This is a genomic window from Streptomyces sp. HUAS TT7 (genome assembly GCF_051550175.1).
GTDB lineage: Bacteria > Actinomycetota > Actinomycetes > Streptomycetales > Streptomycetaceae > Streptomyces.
In genome coordinates this window covers 3270611-3285692 of the sequence record NZ_CP196175.1, presented here as the reverse complement: position 1 = coordinate 3285692, position 15082 = coordinate 3270611, and the positions used below count along the sequence as shown (strand labels likewise).

Genomic DNA, 15082 nt, shown 5'->3' with positions numbered 1-15082 from the left:
GCACCTGCCAGCAGCGCCGTCCGGGGGAGTGGGCGGCGCTGCTGTCTGTTTCCACCAGGGTGCTGTTACGGCAGGGCGTGGACGTGCGGGCCCACCGCGTTCGACCAGGCGTTGCCCGAGGACGCGTCCCAGTTGGTGGACCACGTCATCGCGCCGCGCAGGCCCGGGTACGTCTTCGACGGCTTGAACGAGCCGCAGTTCGTGCCCTGGGTCAGGCAGTCGAGCGCCGCGTTCACCACCGAGGGCGAGACATAGCCGCTGCCCGCGCCGGACGTCGACGCCGGCAGGCCGAGGCCCACCTGCGACGGGTCGAGGCCGCCCTGGAGCTGGATGCAGGCAAGCGCGGTCAGGAAGTCGACCGAGCCCTGCGAGTACACCTTGCCGTCGCAGCCGTTCATGGAACCGCTGTTGTAGTACTGCATGTTGACGGCGGTCAGGATGTCCTTGATGTTGAGCGCCGTCTTGAAGTACTCGTTCGACGGGGACTGCATGTCGATGGTCTGCGGGGCCATCGTGATCACGAGCTTGCTGCCCGCCTTGGCGGAGAGGGACTTCAACGCCTGTGTCATGTAAGTGGAGTTGAGGCCGTTCTCCAGGTCGATGTCGACGCCGTCGAAGCCGTACGTCTGCATCAGTGAGTAGACGGAATCGGCGAAGTTGTTCGCCGAGGCGGAGTCGCTGACCGAGATCGTGCCGTTCTGGCCGCCGATCGAGATGATCACCGACTTGCCCGCCGCGTGCTTGGCCGCGATGTCCGCCTTGAACTGGTCGACGGTGTAGCCGCCCAGACCGTTGGTGTCGAGCGTGAAGCTCACCGCGCCGGGCGTCGTTGTGGCGTCCGCGAAGGCGACCGCGATGATGTCGTAGTTCGCCGGCACGTCGCTGATCTTCTGCACGGTCGCGCCGTTGTTGAAGTTCTGCCAGTAGCCGGTCACCGCGTGCTTCGGTACGGTCCCGCCGCCCGGATTGCCGCCGGTCGCCGACGTCGTGCCGGTCACCGCCGCCGACTTCGGGGACTCACCCGCCGCGTTCGTCGCGGTCACCTGGAACTGGTACGAGGTCGACGCGCTCAGCCCGGTCACGGTCGCCGAACTGCCCGTCACCGACTGCACCTTGGTGCCGCCCTGGTAGACGTTGTACCCGGTCGCGTTGGACACCGCGCCCCACGACAGGTTCACCGAGGACGAGCTGACCGAGCCGACCGCCAGGCCGCCCGGAGCCGCCGGAATCGTCGGCGCGGGGTCGCCGCCCCCGCCGCCGTCGGGCCCGTACACCGAGATGTCGTCGGCGTAGTACGCGGGCTGGCCGTACCAGCCGTGGGTGTAGATCTGCACCGAGATCGTCGAGGAGCCGGTGGTGAACGTCGTGGACAGCTGGCTGTAGCCGCTGCCGGTGCCCGGCGTCCAGGTCGACACGTCGGTGGTGCCGGTGCCGCTCGCGCCGAGGTAGACGTAACTGCCCTGCACCCAGGCGCTCAGCGTGTACGTCGAGTTGGGCTTGACCGCCACGGTCTGCGAACACTGGCCGGTGTCGGACCCCGAGGGCGTTGCCTTGAGGGCGGCGGTTCCGCCGTGCACCGGGGAGGAGACGACCGAGCCGCTGCCGGCCGAGCAGCTCCAGCCGCCGAGGCCCGACTCGAACCCGGCGTTCTTGGCGTTGTTGACATCGGCCGCCGACGCGACGCCGGTGAGCCCGGCTATGGAGAGCGCGCCGGCCGCGGCCACGGCCAGCCCGAATCTTGCACGGTTCACTTGCTGCCTCCGGGAGGGGAGTTGGGAGGAGAGAAGGACGTGGGGGAGTGGGGGTGGGGCGTCCTGGTCCGCACAACATGGTCCAGACCAATTGGGTTGTCAAGGCCTCTGGCGATGCCCCGTACGACGCCTCGGTGCCGCGTCCCGCATGCGGACGTCGTCCCGCGCCCCCAAGGGTGAAGGATCAATTCCGGCCGCACGGCTGGCCGACTATCAACGCAACTCCCGTCCCATGCGCACCAAAACCGGCCGTGGAAGCACACAGGAAAGGAGAAGACGGTTCTCCGGCCGGTAGGTCGTGGATAAAGTGCTGAGGCAGGTGGGAATTGCAGTGATCAGTTGCGGTCGTGGGGGCTCGCACAGGCTCGCGCGTCCGAAGGGAACGGGGGCCGCAAGGTGGCGACCGCGATCAGTGAACGGGGGCCCGCGACGTGCCGACCGCGATAGCCGTCACCAGCCCCGACCTGGTGCTGCCGCCGACCGATCCGCAGACGCCGCTCGCGGCGCTGCTCCAGTCGCCGCACGCCCAGCCCCTCGACGCCGCACTCGTCGACATGCACCGCCTTCTGGAACAGCACGGCTACGTCATCGCGTTCTATCCGGCATCAATTGACGCCGCCCATGAACACCGGCTGCATACCGTTCGGTCTCTCCTGGAAACCGATCGGATCACGCTGATCAAATCCGATCTGCCGCCGCTCGGACTCGCCATCCTGGTACGGCAGTTGCGGCAACTATCGGTCTGCGACTTCAGTCCCGGTGTCATCGCCTCGGCGTCCCGGCTGCTCTCCCACTACATCCACGCGGGCGCCGTCCTCAACTCCGTGACCCGCCTGGAGCGCATCCCGGTCGGCCTGACCGCGCACGCCAAGTCCTGGATGCCGGGCAGCCAGTTCGCCGTCCTCGCCAACCCGGACCCGCAACTCGTCAAGGTCGGCCCGGCCGGCGCCCTCACCGGGCCCGACTTCGCCTGCCACCTCCTGCTGGCCCGAGGCACCGCCAACGCCGACTGGATCACGGGCACCCTCGCCCCGTCCTGGCAGGTCAAGGCCGTGCAGGAGACCGCCCTGCCCGCCGACTCGGCCGGCTGGTGGGGCACCGGCAAGCTCACCGAGTTCGCCGCCTACCTGCCCGACATCTCGGTGCTCTACCAACTCGTCGCCTCCGTACGGCGCGAACAGTGCCGCTGGTGCGCCATGGAGCTCATCGGCGACCGCTGCGGATTCTGCGCCTCGCGGCAGCCGCCGGAGGAGGAGCCTGCCGACCCGTACGGCGCCGCCGCCCTCGGCCCCGTCCCCGCCTCCGCCTACCACGCCCGGCCCCTCACCCGGGCCGAACGCCGCCGCGCCATCGCCCCGGGCCCCTGACCCGACCTGCCTCCTCAGCCCGCCACTTGCCCGCTCTGCCCCACGTCAGCGAACGAGGTCGTACGGTCAATGAACTCCCGCCAGCGCCGCGGCATCATCCTTCTCCTCCTCTCGGTCCTGTGCGCCCTCGGCGCGTTCGCCGGGGTGCTCACGGTGATCAGCGACGTGAACTCCAAGGTCGGACCGGAGGTGACGGCGTACAAACTCAAGGACGACATCCCCGCCTACACCCCTCTCAAGGCAGACCTGTTCGTGCAGACGAGCATGCCCAAACGGTGGCTCTCGCAGGGCGCGGTCACCGACATCTCCGACGTCAACGGCAAGATGGCCGCCACCCGTCTCACCCGTGGCTCGCTGCTCCAGGACGGCATGTTCACCGACCGGCCCCAGCTCAAGCCGGGTGAACAGGAGATCGCCATCATGATCGACGCGGCGACCGGAGTCGCCGGAAAGATCAACACGAGCGACACGGTCAACATCTTCGCCACCTTCGCCGCCACCAAGCAGGGCGACACCCCGGAGTCCAAGCTCATCGTGGCCAATGCCCGGGTGATCCAAGTGGGGGCCGTCCAGGCCCTCACCCCGAGCGCGTCCGACAAGAACCAGACCACCCAGGCCGTCCCGATCACCTTCGCCCTCAGCACCCTCGACGCCCAACGGGTCGCCTACGCCGAGTCGTTCGCCACCCATGTCCGCCTCGCGCTCGTCGGCCGTGGCAACGGCGACAGCACGATCCCGCCCGGTGACCGTACGTACCGGCTCGAAAAGGACCAGTGAGGTGCGGATGACCACCAGAATCCTGCCGGCCGTCGCCGACGCGGACGCCGCGCGCTCCGTCACCACCCTGCTCAGCCAGCTCCCCGACGCCGAACCCGCCATGCCCGTCGGCGACTCCACCCAGCTCCTCGACACCCTGGCCAGGCTCGCGGCCGAGTCCCTGGACGAGCTCCCCGAGGTCGTCCTGGTCCACGAGCGCATCGGCCCGGTCCCGGCCCTGGAGCTGATCCGCGAGGTCGCCCTGCGCTTCCCGGCGGTCGGCGTCGTCCTGATCTCCTCCGACGCCGGGCCCGCCGTCTTCTCCGCCGCCATGGACTCCGGGGCCCGCGGCCTGGTCGCGCTTCCCCTGTCGTACGAGGAGCTGGCGGTACGCGTCCAGGCGGCGGCCCAGTGGTCCGCGGGCGTACGCCGTCACCTCGGCGCCAGCCTCGACGTCTTCACCGGGCCCGGCGGCACCGTCACCACCGTGACCGGCGCCAAGGGAGGTGTCGGCACCACGCTCGTAGCGATCCAACTCGCCCTCTCGGCAAGGGCGTCGGGCCGCACGGCCGTCCTGCTCGACATGGACCTCCAGGCCGGCGACGTCGCCTCCTACCTCGACGTCCAGTTCCGGCGCTCCATCGCCGACCTCGCGGCGATCACCGACATCTCGCCCCGTGTCCTCGCCGACGCAGTCTTCAACCACGAGAGCGGGCTCGCCCTGCTGCTCGCTCCCGGCGAGGGCGAACGGGGTGAAGAGGTCACCGACCGGGCCGCCCGCCAGATCATCGGCGCGCTGCGCACCCGCTACGAGGCCGTCGTCGTGGACTGCGGCACCCAGATGAACGCGGCCAACGCCGCCGCCGTCGAAATGGCCGACGTGGCGCTGCTCGTCACCACCCCGGACGTGGTGTCCGTACGGGGTGCCAAGCGGACCGTACGGATGTGGGACCGGCTCCAGATCCGCAAGGCCGAGGAGACCACCACGCTGGTCAACCGGCACACCCGGCACACCGAGATCCAGCCCCCGCTCGTCCAGAAGATCACCGGCACCCGGGTCGCCCAGACCGCGATCCCGGCCCACTTCAAGGAGCTCCAGGCCGTCGTCGACGCGGGGCGCCTGCACGACCTCGACAACAAGAGCACGGTGAAGCAGGCCCTGTGGGCGCTGGCCGGCGAACTCGGCCTCCTCAAAGCCCCGGAGGGCAGAGCGAAGGCGCGGGCCGCGCGGGGCTCCGGCCTGGTGCTCAGGCGCAGGGGCTGATGATGCGGATTCCCAGGAGCGAGCGGGACCGGGGGCAGACGGTCATCGAGTTCGTCGGCGTGGTCCCGCTGATCCTGCTGCTTCTGGTCGCGCTGTGGCAGTGCGCCCTGGTCGGCTACACCTTCGTCCTCGCGGGCAACGCGGCGGACGAGGGGGCGCGGGCGGGAGCGGCGGCGGAGGGAGACGGGGCGGGGGCGTGCCAGGCGGCGGCCCGGCGTGAGCTGCCCTCCTCCTTCCAGGGCAAGGCGGACTGCGCCCCGGACGGCGGCATGTACCGGGCCAAGGTCACCCTCAAGATCCCCGTCCTGATCCCGGGCGTCCTCAACAGCTTCCCCGTCGACGGCTCCGCCGCCCACGTGAAGGAGCGCTGAGCCGTGCGCATGCGTACGCACCGAGAGCGCGACCGGGGTCAAGTCGCCCTGGAATACATCGGGTTCGTCGCCATCCTGCTGCTCGTCGGCCTCGCCGCGATCCAGCTCGGGGTCGCCGCGTACGCCGTGAACCAGGCGGGGACGGGGGCGCGGGCGGCGGCGCGGGCGGCGAGCCTGGACGAGCCGAGGGCGGGCGAGCCGAAGCTGGACCCCGTGGCCGCCGGCACGGCTGCGGTCAGTGGCTGGCTCAAGCCCGACGTCTCGCCCGCGGGGTCCGGCGGCGGCGAGGCCACGTACACCGTCACCGTGACCATCCCCAGCGTCATCCCCGGCCTGCCCGATGGCTTCTTCGGCACCGCCACCCGCACCTCCACCATGCCGAAGCTTCAGCCCCACAACTGACCCGAGACGACTGGAGACGAGACACATGAGTCTGCGGGCACGCATCGCGGTCCCCGAGGAGACCGGCGGCGGGCGGGAGGACGGCCACCTGGTCGCCTCCTACCGGGCCAAGCTCCTGGAGGAGATCGACCTCGCGGAGATGTCGTCCCTTGCCGCCGCCGAGCGCCGGGCCCGCCTGGAGCGGGTGCTCGGGCACATCATCAGCCGCGAGGGCCCGGTCCTCTCCACGGCCGAGCGCGCCCAGCTGATCCGCCGGGTCGTGGACGAGGCGCTCGGCCTCGGCATCCTCGAACCGCTCCTCGAAGACGCCTCCATCACCGAGATCATGGTCAACGGCCCCGACCAGATCTTCGTCGAGCGCGGCGGGCGGGTGGAGCAGCTCCCGCTCCGGTTCGCCTCGCCCGAGCAGCTGATGCAGACGATCGAGCGGATCGTGTCGACGGTCAACCGGCGTGTGGACGAGTCGAACCCGATGGTGGACGCCCGGCTGCCGTCCGGCGAGCGCGTCAACGTGATCATCCCGCCGCTGTCGCTGACCGGAGCCACCCTCACCATCCGCCGCTTCCCGAGGTCGTTCACGCTCCAGGAGATGATCACGTTCGGCTCGCTCGACGAACACATGCTGCTGCTGCTCGCCGGGCTCGTCCAGGCCAGGTTCAACATCATCGTGTCGGGCGCCACCGGCACCGGGAAGACCACGCTCCTCAACGCCCTGTCCGGTCTGATCCCGCCGCACGAGCGCATCATCACCATCGAGGACTCCGCCGAGCTCCAGCTCCAGCAGGCCCATGTCATCCGCCTGGAGTCGCGGCCGCCGAACGTCGAGGGCAAGGGCCATGTCTCCATCCGCGACCTCGTACGCAACTCGCTGCGCATGCGCCCCGACCGGATCGTCGTCGGCGAGGTCCGTGGCGGCGAGTCGCTCGACATGCTCCAGGCGATGTCCACCGGTCACGACGGCTCGCTCGCCACCGTCCACGCCAACAGCGCCGAGGACGCGCTCATGCGGCTCCAGACGCTCGCCTCGATGTCGGAAGTGGAGGTCCCCTTCGAGGCGCTGCACGACCAGATCAACTCGGCCGTCGACGTCATCGTCCAGCTCACCCGGCACGCGGACGGCGCCCGCAAGATCACCGAGATCGCCGTCCTCGAATCCCACGGCCGCGACCCGTACCGCATCACCACCGTCTGCCGCTTCGACGCCCAGCCGATGGCCGCCGACGGCCGCATCCACGGCCGCTTCCAGTACTTTCCGCTGCCCCGCCGCGTCGCCGACCGCCTCTACCTCGCCAACCAGCCCGTTCCGCAGGCGTACGGGGTGGCCTCAAGCGCCGAACAGCTCGCCGTCCGCCACGCCAACTGAGTCCGCCACGCCAACTGACAGGGAACGCGCAGATGAACCTCTCCTTCCTCACGCTCGGCGTCACCCTGCTCGCCGGGGTGCTCGCGGTCCTGGGGCTGCGCTCCTACGGGGCGGGCCGCGCCCAGCGCGAAGCCCTCATCGACCGGCTCACCAACCCGGGCGCCCAGCACACGACCGGCCGGAACCGCCCGTTCCAGGGCGTGGACCGCAGGCTGCGCGGTACGACACTGGGCCGCCGCATCGAACTGAAGCTGGCCGCCACCGGCCTCGACCTCACCCCCGGCGAGTTCTTCGTGTACATGCTGGCCGGGGTGGCCGCGCTGTGGCTGATCGCGGCATCGGTGCTCGCCGCGTTCTTCGGGCCGCTCGCCGGGCTCGCGGGCCTGTGGAGCGCCAACTCGTTCCTCGACTGGCAGCGCCAGAAACGCATCGAGCGCTTCATCAACCAGCTGCCCGAGCTGTCCCGCATCCTCGCCAACGCCACCCAGGCCGGCCTCGCGCTGCGTACCGCGATCGCCATGGCGGCCGAGGAGATGGAGGCCCCGGCGGGCGAGGAACTGGGCCGGGTCACCGACCGGCTCGCCATGGGCGAGTCCCTCGACGACGCGCTCGGCGAACTCGCCGACCGGCTCCCCTCTCGCGAACTCGTCGTCCTGGTAACGACGTTGGTGCTCGCCAACCGCGCGGGCGGCACGGTCGTCAGCTCGCTGCGCAACCTCACCACCACCCTGGAGGAGCGCAAGGAGACCCGGCGGGAGGTGCGCACGACGCTGGCCCAGGTGACGGTCACCGCGTACGCCGTGCCCGGCTTCGGGATCGCCGCGCTGCTCATGCTGAACGCGGTGATGCCGGGCGCGCTCGACCGCATGACGGGCGCGCTGCTCGGCCAGGCGGCGGTGCTGGTCTCGATCGCCCTGTACGCCCTCGGATTCTTCGTGGTCCGCCGCCTGTCCCGCATCGACGTATGAGCCCGGGCAGCCGGCCGGAGAGAGGGGAGTGAGCGCGAGATGGGACTGCTCTTCGCGGCCCTGGTGGGCCTGAGTGTGTACGGGATGTTCCTCGGCATCCGCATGTACCGGGCCGAGGTGAAGCTTCCGAGCGACCTCTCCGTGGCCCTGGAGGTCGGCGCGACGCGCACCACCGCCGTCGGCTCGGCCGTCGACCGGCTCGGCATCCGCTGGGCGCCGGCCGTGCTGCGGATGATGGGCCCCGAGCGGGTCGGCAGGAAGCGCCGCCAGATCGACCTCGCGGGCAACCCGGGCGGCCTCACCGTCGACCGTTACGCGGCCCGCCGCGCGGTGTACGGGGTGCTCGGCGCGGCGGCCGCGCTGATCATGCTGCTCGAAGGGCACTGGATCATCGCCCTGGTCATGGTGGCCTTCGCGCTGTTCTGGGTCGAGGTCGGCATCTGGTCGGCGGTCCGGGTCCGCCGCGACCACATCGAACGCACCCTGCCCGACTTCCTCGACGTACTCGCCGTGGTGGTCAGCGCGGGCCTCGGCTTCCGCCAGGCCCTCGACCGGGTCGCCGACAAGTACGAAGGGCCCTGGGCGGACGAATTGCGTATCACTCTCCGCCAGATGGACATGGGCGTCAGCCGCCGCCAGGCCTTCGAGGAACTGCGCAAGCGCAACGACTCCGAGCAGGTCGCGATGTTCGTGACCGCGCTCCAGCAGGGCGAGGAGCTGGGCGCGCCGATCGTCGACACCCTGATAGCGATCGCCGCCGACATGCGCCGCACCGACGCGCAGAACGCCCGCCGCAAGGCGGCCCGCGCGGTCCCCAAGGCGACCTTCGCGGTGACGACCTTCCTGCTGCCGGGCACGCTGATCCTGCTCAGCGTGGGCTTCGTCTACGGAGCGAACCTGGACTTCGGCGGCTTCCTGGGAGGCCCGAAGTGACCCTCCAACTGACAGCAGAGGCAAGGGGGTTGAGGATGCCGAAGCTGAACCGCCGCAGAGCGACGGAAGCCCTGCCGCCCCCCACCCTCCAGATCAACGCACTCCAGGCGATGTGCCGCCAGGCGTTCGGCTTCCGTCTTGCGATGATCGCGATAGGCGCCCCCTTCGCGCTCGCGGGCGCGGCCAAGGGCGCGCCCGGCCTGCTGGTGGGCGCGGCGGTCCTGGTCACGTTCATGGGCTCGTACGTCCTGTTCCGCGACTGGGAACGCTTCGGCCCGCTGCTCCTGCGCCACCCCTGGCTGCTCGCGCTGGACGCCGTGTTCGGCGCACTCCTGCTGATCACGGCGACCCCGGAGTCCCCCCTCGGCTACGTCACGATCTGCACCCCGCTGCTCGCGGGCCTGGTGTACGGCTGGCGGGGCGCGGGCATCTTCGCGGGCCTCCAGGTGACGATCCTGACGGTCGTGTACGCGACGGGCCCGAGGCATCAACTGGTCGATGCCTCAGCCCTCTTGCTGCCAGGGTTCTGCGTGATAGCAGGGGCGGTAGGCGTAACGATCCGTAATCTCCTTTTCCGCTTCGGCGCGGCGAGCCAGGCCCTGACGGAGACGAGGGCGCGCCTGGCTGTCGAGGAGGAGCGCGCACGCCTGGCCCGGGACATGCACGACTCGGTGGCGAAGACGCTGCACGGCCTGGCCCTTGCGGCCGACGGACTGGCGGCCTCGGCCGACCGGGTGGACCCGCGGACGGTCCGCGCCCAGGCCGAACTGGTCGCAAGAGCCGCGCGCAGGGCGGCAGCGGAATCCCGAGAGGTCCTCGCGGACCTGAGGCGGACGCCGGGGGAGGTGGACGTGCTGGTTGAACTGCGCCTATCCATAAGGGATTTCACGCGACGCACGGGGGCGGGGGCGGGGTGGAAGGCGCTCGGTGACGGCCGGGGTCCGACGGTCGTGCCGGCGGCAGTGGCCCGTCAGCTGGTCGCCATCGCGAGCGAGGCGATGGACAACGCCCACCGGCACGCCGGCCCGGCCCGCATCGCGGTGGAGGCGGGCGTCGAGGGTGCGATGTTCCGCCTCAGCATCCACGACGACGGCCGGGGCCTGCCGCCCGGCACGACCCTGGACGACCTGAAACGCTCGGGCCACTTCGGCCTGGTGGGCATGGTGGAGCGGGCGGCGGCGATCGGGGCGCGGATCAGGGTGGGCCGGGGGACGGCGGTGACGGGCACGGAGGTGCGCGTAGAACTCCCGCTGAGCGGCGGGCAGTTGTCTCGTAATCCGAATCCGACGACTTTGGGAACTCCTTGAGAGGGGGTGTCATGCCGGACGGAATGCCGTACGCGAGGGGAGTGTGCGACCCGGTGCGTCCGCTGAGGATCGTCGTGGCGGACGACAACCCGGTCGTACGGGCGGGCCTGGCGGCGCTGCTGCACGGCCGCCACGACATCGAGGTGGCGGCGGAAGCGGCGGACGGCCGCGAGGCGTACGAGGCGGCCGTGCGCCACCGCCCGGACGTGATTCTGCTGGACGTCCGCATGCCGGGAGTCGACGGCATGGCGGCGCTGCCACACCTGGTGGGCTTTGCCCCGGTGATGATGCTGACGTACAGCCGGGAGAGCGAGATCGTGCGGGAGGCGCTGCGGCTCGGGGCCGGGGGCTATCTGGTCCACGGGGAGTTCACGGTGGACGAACTGACGGCGTCGGTACGGGGGATGAGGGAGGGCAGGGCCGCCTTCACCGCCACGGCGGCGAACGCCCTTCTTGCCCACGTACGCGAACAACCGGACCCGCCGTCTCCCATTTCCGCGCAATCCCTTTCGCAACTGCAACCGGTTGTGGCACAGTCTTCAACTGCACAGCGAGCAGCGTCCATGCGCAACAGGGAAGATTTCAGGCTGAGTTCGCGGGAGGCCGAGGTGATGGAGTTGATCGCGGCGGGCATGAGCAATCAGCACATCGCGGCCACGTGCTTCATCAGCGAGAAGACGGTCAAGAACCACATCAACCGCATCTTCGCCAAGCTGCACGCCACGACCCGCAGCGAGGCGATCGCCCGCTGGCTGGGGGTGTCCGGTGGGTAAGCCCCGCGCTTGGGCCCGGATTTGGGCCCCAGGACCCTCGGCGGCCTCCGGAACCCCGCCTTACGTTCCCGATGACGTACGACGTGACGCCGCAACCGGAGGAGAGCCGCGAAATGCCGCAGGACACGCTGCTGAAGACCGCCGTCGCTGCGCAGGTACGGGTGACCGGCTGGAGGGACACAGCGATCACCCGTGTCCGGCGCCGGTACGCGTCGGCGGGCTCCGGCCCTGGCCGGGACCGGGGGCAGACTTCGTTCGAGTATCTGGGGATCATTTTGGTGGTGGTGGCGATTATCGGCGGGATCATGGCGACCGGGATCGGGACGTCCATCACCAACAAGATCAAAGAGCAGATCGACAAGATCAAGGCCGGCGGCTGATCCCAGACCTGCGCCAGGACCGAGGGCAGGCCTTCCCCATCTACGTTGTGATGGTGGCGGGCCTGCTCTTTCTCGCGTTCGCGTTCTTCGCGGTCGGCCAGGCGTCCGCGACGCGCAACGGAGCCCAGGGGGCGGCGGATTCGGCTGCTCTCGCAGCGGCACAGCGAGTGCGCGAGGAGTTGGGCCCGAAGGTGCTGACAGCGCTCGCGACACCCGGCGGTCTCGACAACATCTTCAACGGCATCGTCATCGCTGATGCGCACAACGAGGCAGCGAACTTCGCGTCGAAGAACCATGCCGACCTGACGGGGTTCGAATCGCGCGCCGGTGGTGTCGGCCAGTTCAAGTTCACCGCGGCGGTCAAAACGCAGTACACGGTGGGGACATCGGTGATCCCGGGCACCGAAGACGAGCACGGAACCGCGAGCGCCACGGCGATGATCGAGCTGCGGTGCACCCTTCCGTCCGGTGGTGACGGTGGCAACAGCCCGGCGCCGACGCCGACTTCTGCGCCTACACCGACTCCTACGCCTCCTCCGGTCACGATCACGTGTGACGGCAAGGACCTGCCCGTGGATCCCGTGCCTGCCCTGGACAAGATCTTCACCGTGAAACTGGTCGACTGACAGCAATCGACGAGCAGAGGAATGGCACCGATGAGCGTTCGGCATACGTTGAGGGCCCGTAGGGGGGCGGTGGCGGCAGCGATGGCAGTCGCCCTGGCGTTGGCTGTCGGCGGATGCGGCGGCGACAGCAAGGGCGGCAAGTCGGACGCGGCCAACAGCAGTTCGCAGTCGAAGGCGGCCTCCTCGGGGGGCGGCCAGCAGCCGGGTTCCTCGCCGCCGAAGTCGGACCCCACGGTCAAGCTCGCCGAGTCCACCGGTCAGGGCGGGATCGTCCTCACCATCAACAGCGTGGCGCGCGATTCGGGCGGATTCGTCACGGTGTCGGGCCAAGTGAAGAACCCCGGCTCGGAGAACTTCGTCGACACCTCCGGCTGGGTCGGCACCGAGAAGGACGTGCTGGCCAGCGGTGACTCGGTGGCCGGGGCGACGCTCGTCGACAAGGTGGGCAAGAAGCGCTATTACGTACTCCGCGACACGGGCGGGAAGTGCCTCTGCACGATGGGCATCGTAGGGGTGAAGGCGGGCCAGAGCGTCCCCTTCTTCGCCCAATTCCCCGCCCCCCCGAACGGCACGAAGGACGTCGACTTCCAGTTGCCGACCTTCCCCACCATGACCGTTCCCGTCTCCGGGTGATCACGCCATGACCAGAACCCGGCACGCAGCCGTAGCGATCGCCGCCGCGCTAGTCCTGACCGGCGGCGGCACCACCGCATACGCGGACGAGACGCCGAGCAGCCCCCCACTGCCCGGCACGGAAGCGACGTCCGACCCCTCCATGAAGGTGGACAGCACCTCACCGAACCTGAAGCTTCCCGAGGGGGGCACGCTAGCGGCGCCGAAGGTGCTCGACATCAAGTCGATCGTCGAGGACCAGGGCGGCGAGGAGCGGCGCTCGGACACCAACACCAGCGTGACGTTCGCGCTGCAGGCGGAGGTGCTGTTCGCGATGGACAGCGCGGCCCTGTCGTCCGACGCGAACGACCGTATCCAGGGCATCTCGGCGGAGATCAAGAAGCAGAAGGCGACGAACGTGAGGGTCTTCGGCTTCACGGACAACCTCGGCACGCACGAGCACGGAGTGGTCCTCTCCAAGCAGCGCGCGGACGCCGTCCAGAAGGCCCTCTCCCTGTCGCTCGGCCCCGACGTGACCTTCGAGATCCGGGGCTACGCCGAGGACTACCCGATCTCGGACAACTCGACGGAGGACGGCCGCAAGAAGAACCGGCGGGTGGAGGTCAGTTTCACTCGGAGCAGCGGGTAGGAAGAGGGGCCGGGCCGGTGGCTGGTTATCCTGGCCGCTGCGCGGTGTGTGCGGGACGGTGACGCCACTCCGAATTGTTCTGGGAGAGGTGATGGTGTGGCCAAGCCGGTACGCGCGGCTATCGGAAATGTGTGGGTCAAGTGCCTATTCTGTCAGGGCGATGAGTTTCGGGAACGTGAGGTGAAACTCAACAGCTCAGGCATGGAGTTCATGAACTTCGGCTGGGCGAACGAGTCGGCGAACGGGCTGATCTGCTGGAATTGCGGCTATGTGCACTTGTTCGTGAATAAAGATCTCAAACTGTACAAACCGAAGAAGACCGAGGGGTGACGAGGCCCCCCTCGCAGGTGGTTGGCGACCGCGACCTTTCCCGTGTCCCGCTCAGAGCAGATGGTCCGCCTTGCCGGCCTTGATGTCGCGGATGAGGTTGCGTAGGGCGTCGCGGGTGTCGGTGAGGTAGCGGTCCTCCTGTCCGGCGATGGCGATGTACGCGTTGCCGTCATCGTCGACGCCGAGGCGGAAGCAGTTGTTGCCCTCGCCGCAGTACGGCTCTTCCCACTCGATGCGGTTCATGTCGTCCCCTCCTAAAGCTGGCTCGCCACGCGCTGGATGAAGTCGACGGATTCCGTCGCGGGCAGCGCTGCCGCCTCCATCCAGTCCAAGTGGGCCCGGTACTTGGTCAACTGCGCCTCGGCGTGCATGAATTCCGGACCGTGTGCCGAATCCAGTTGGACGGTGTCGAGCTGAGGGACCACGCCCTCGGCGTACAGCAGGGCGTGCCCGGCGCCGGGGAAGGCGCCGCGTTCCACTGGGATGACCCGCAGTTCGATGTGGTCGTGCTCGGACGCGCCGCAGAGGTGGTGGAGTTGTTCGCGGGTCACCTTGCGGCCCCCGAACTGCATGCGCAGCGCAGCCTCGTGGATGTATCCGACGTAGTCGAGCGGAGGATCCTTCTCGAAGACCCGCTGACGCTCGATGCGATGGGTGACTCGCAGCTCCACTTCGAGGCGGGGCAGGGGCGGGATCACCGCGCCGAACACGGCCCGTGCGTACTCCTCGGTGTGCAGGAGGCCCGGGAGGTGGACGGTCTGTGCCGTACGGAGGCGTACGGCGTGCCACTCCAGCTCGGCGATGTCGAGGAGACCCGAGGGCAGCGTGCCGCGATACCGCTCCCACCAGCCGCGCTCCCGTTGTGCCGCGATTTTGGCCAGCGCCTCTGCGTAGCCGACGTCTGCGCACTCGTAGTTGCTCGCGAGCATGCGTACACGTTCGGGGGTGATGGGCCGGATTCCCGACTCCATGTTGGAAACCTTGGTCCGGTCGAGACCGAGCAGCCCGGCCGCGTACTCGGTGGTGGCGCCGGCCGCGGTCCGCATCTTGCGCAACTCGGCGCCGAGTCGCTTCTGGCGTTCGGTAGGGGCGGGGCGCGTCGGCATGCGGGTCAGTCTGCCGTCGTCCGCGTGTGTCGGTCCACTGGTGGGGGCAATTGCCACTGAAGTGGTGGCACGTGTGCCGAAGTTGGCCCTACAGTGGGTAACGAACCAACTACGCAAGCGAGTT

18 protein-coding genes are annotated in these 15082 nt (G+C 69.4%); 15 read left to right on the top strand and 3 right to left on the bottom strand.

Annotated features, from left to right (window positions below):
- Positions 1-65 precede the first annotated feature (65 nt).
- Complete coding sequence (locus ACSHXC_RS14565; protein WP_438292006.1) at positions 66-1751, bottom strand: chitinase; 1686 nt, start codon at positions 1749-1751, stop codon at positions 66-68.
- A 431-nt stretch (positions 1752-2182) separates the two neighbouring features.
- Here ACSHXC_RS14565 and ACSHXC_RS14560 point away from each other — a divergent pair, with 431 nt between their 5' ends.
- The 15 genes from ACSHXC_RS14560 (at position 2183) to ACSHXC_RS14490 (ending at position 13852) form a co-directional block, all read left to right on the top strand.
- Entirely contained in the window at positions 2183-3118 is a 936-nt protein-coding gene (locus tag ACSHXC_RS14560) for a hypothetical protein (protein ID WP_438292004.1), read from the top strand.
- A 69-nt stretch (positions 3119-3187) separates the two neighbouring features.
- Positions 3188-3895: a Flp pilus assembly protein CpaB gene (cpaB, locus tag ACSHXC_RS14555; RefSeq protein ID WP_438292003.1), complete on the top strand. Its 708-nt coding sequence runs from the start codon at positions 3188-3190 to the stop codon at positions 3893-3895.
- Between the two features lie 7 nt (positions 3896-3902).
- Complete coding sequence (locus ACSHXC_RS14550) at positions 3903-5138, top strand: AAA family ATPase (RefSeq protein ID WP_438292002.1); 1236 nt, start codon at positions 3903-3905, stop codon at positions 5136-5138.
- Positions 5139-5140: 2 nt separating this feature from the next.
- On the top strand, positions 5141-5509 hold the full coding sequence (locus ACSHXC_RS14545) for a TadE/TadG family type IV pilus assembly protein (protein ID WP_438292001.1): 369 nt from the start codon (positions 5141-5143) through the stop codon (positions 5507-5509).
- A gap of 9 nt (positions 5510-5518) precedes the next feature.
- The gene (locus ACSHXC_RS14540; RefSeq protein ID WP_438296578.1) at positions 5519-5911 is read left to right on the top strand and encodes a TadE/TadG family type IV pilus assembly protein; all 393 of its coding nucleotides are present in this window, start codon (positions 5519-5521) and stop codon (positions 5909-5911) included.
- Between the two features lie 25 nt (positions 5912-5936).
- Entirely contained in the window at positions 5937-7274 is a 1338-nt protein-coding gene (locus ACSHXC_RS14535) for a CpaF family protein (protein WP_438292000.1), read from the top strand.
- A gap of 32 nt (positions 7275-7306) precedes the next feature.
- A complete protein-coding gene (locus tag ACSHXC_RS14530) occupies positions 7307-8242 on the top strand; it encodes a type II secretion system F family protein (protein ID WP_438291998.1) in 936 nt (311 codons plus the stop codon).
- Between the two features lie 39 nt (positions 8243-8281).
- Entirely contained in the window at positions 8282-9175 is an 894-nt protein-coding gene (locus ACSHXC_RS14525; RefSeq protein WP_438291997.1) for a DUF5936 domain-containing protein, read from the top strand.
- Complete coding sequence (locus ACSHXC_RS14520; protein ID WP_438291996.1) at positions 9172-10482, top strand: sensor histidine kinase; 1311 nt, start codon at positions 9172-9174, stop codon at positions 10480-10482. The genes ACSHXC_RS14525 and ACSHXC_RS14520 overlap by 4 nt, the downstream gene beginning before the upstream one ends.
- Before the next feature lie 11 nt (positions 10483-10493).
- Positions 10494-11255, top strand: a complete 762-nt coding sequence (locus ACSHXC_RS14515) for a response regulator transcription factor (RefSeq protein ID WP_438291995.1) — start codon at positions 10494-10496, stop codon at positions 11253-11255.
- 71 nt (positions 11256-11326) lie between these two features.
- The gene (locus ACSHXC_RS14510; protein WP_438291994.1) at positions 11327-11635 is read left to right on the top strand and encodes a hypothetical protein; all 309 of its coding nucleotides are present in this window, start codon (positions 11327-11329) and stop codon (positions 11633-11635) included.
- The gene (locus ACSHXC_RS14505) at positions 11632-12261 is read left to right on the top strand and encodes a pilus assembly protein TadG-related protein (RefSeq protein ID WP_438296577.1); all 630 of its coding nucleotides are present in this window, start codon (positions 11632-11634) and stop codon (positions 12259-12261) included. The genes ACSHXC_RS14510 and ACSHXC_RS14505 overlap by 4 nt, the downstream gene beginning before the upstream one ends.
- An 81-nt stretch (positions 12262-12342) precedes the next feature.
- Positions 12343-12894 carry a hypothetical protein gene (locus ACSHXC_RS14500; RefSeq protein WP_438291993.1) on the top strand — a complete coding sequence of 184 codons (552 nt, stop codon included), beginning with the start codon at positions 12343-12345 and terminating at the stop codon, positions 12892-12894.
- Positions 12895-12901: 7 nt separating this feature from the next.
- Positions 12902-13522 (top strand): OmpA family protein, encoded by a 621-nt coding sequence (locus tag ACSHXC_RS14495; protein WP_438291991.1) that lies wholly within the window; start codon positions 12902-12904, stop codon positions 13520-13522.
- 96 nt (positions 13523-13618) lie between these two features.
- Positions 13619-13852, top strand: coding sequence for a hypothetical protein (locus tag ACSHXC_RS14490; RefSeq protein ID WP_438291990.1), 234 nt, complete (start codon positions 13619-13621; stop codon positions 13850-13852).
- Between the two features lie 51 nt (positions 13853-13903).
- Here ACSHXC_RS14490 and ACSHXC_RS14485 read toward each other — a convergent pair whose 3' ends face one another.
- Together ACSHXC_RS14485 and ACSHXC_RS14480 are read right to left on the bottom strand one after the other, a co-directional pair.
- Positions 13904-14095 (bottom strand): hypothetical protein, encoded by a 192-nt coding sequence (locus tag ACSHXC_RS14485; protein ID WP_438291989.1) that lies wholly within the window; start codon positions 14093-14095, stop codon positions 13904-13906.
- 11 nt (positions 14096-14106) lie between these two features.
- The gene (locus ACSHXC_RS14480; RefSeq protein ID WP_438291988.1) at positions 14107-14958 is read right to left on the bottom strand and encodes a helix-turn-helix domain-containing protein; all 852 of its coding nucleotides are present in this window, start codon (positions 14956-14958) and stop codon (positions 14107-14109) included.
- Between the last annotated feature and the right edge of the window lie 124 nt (positions 14959-15082).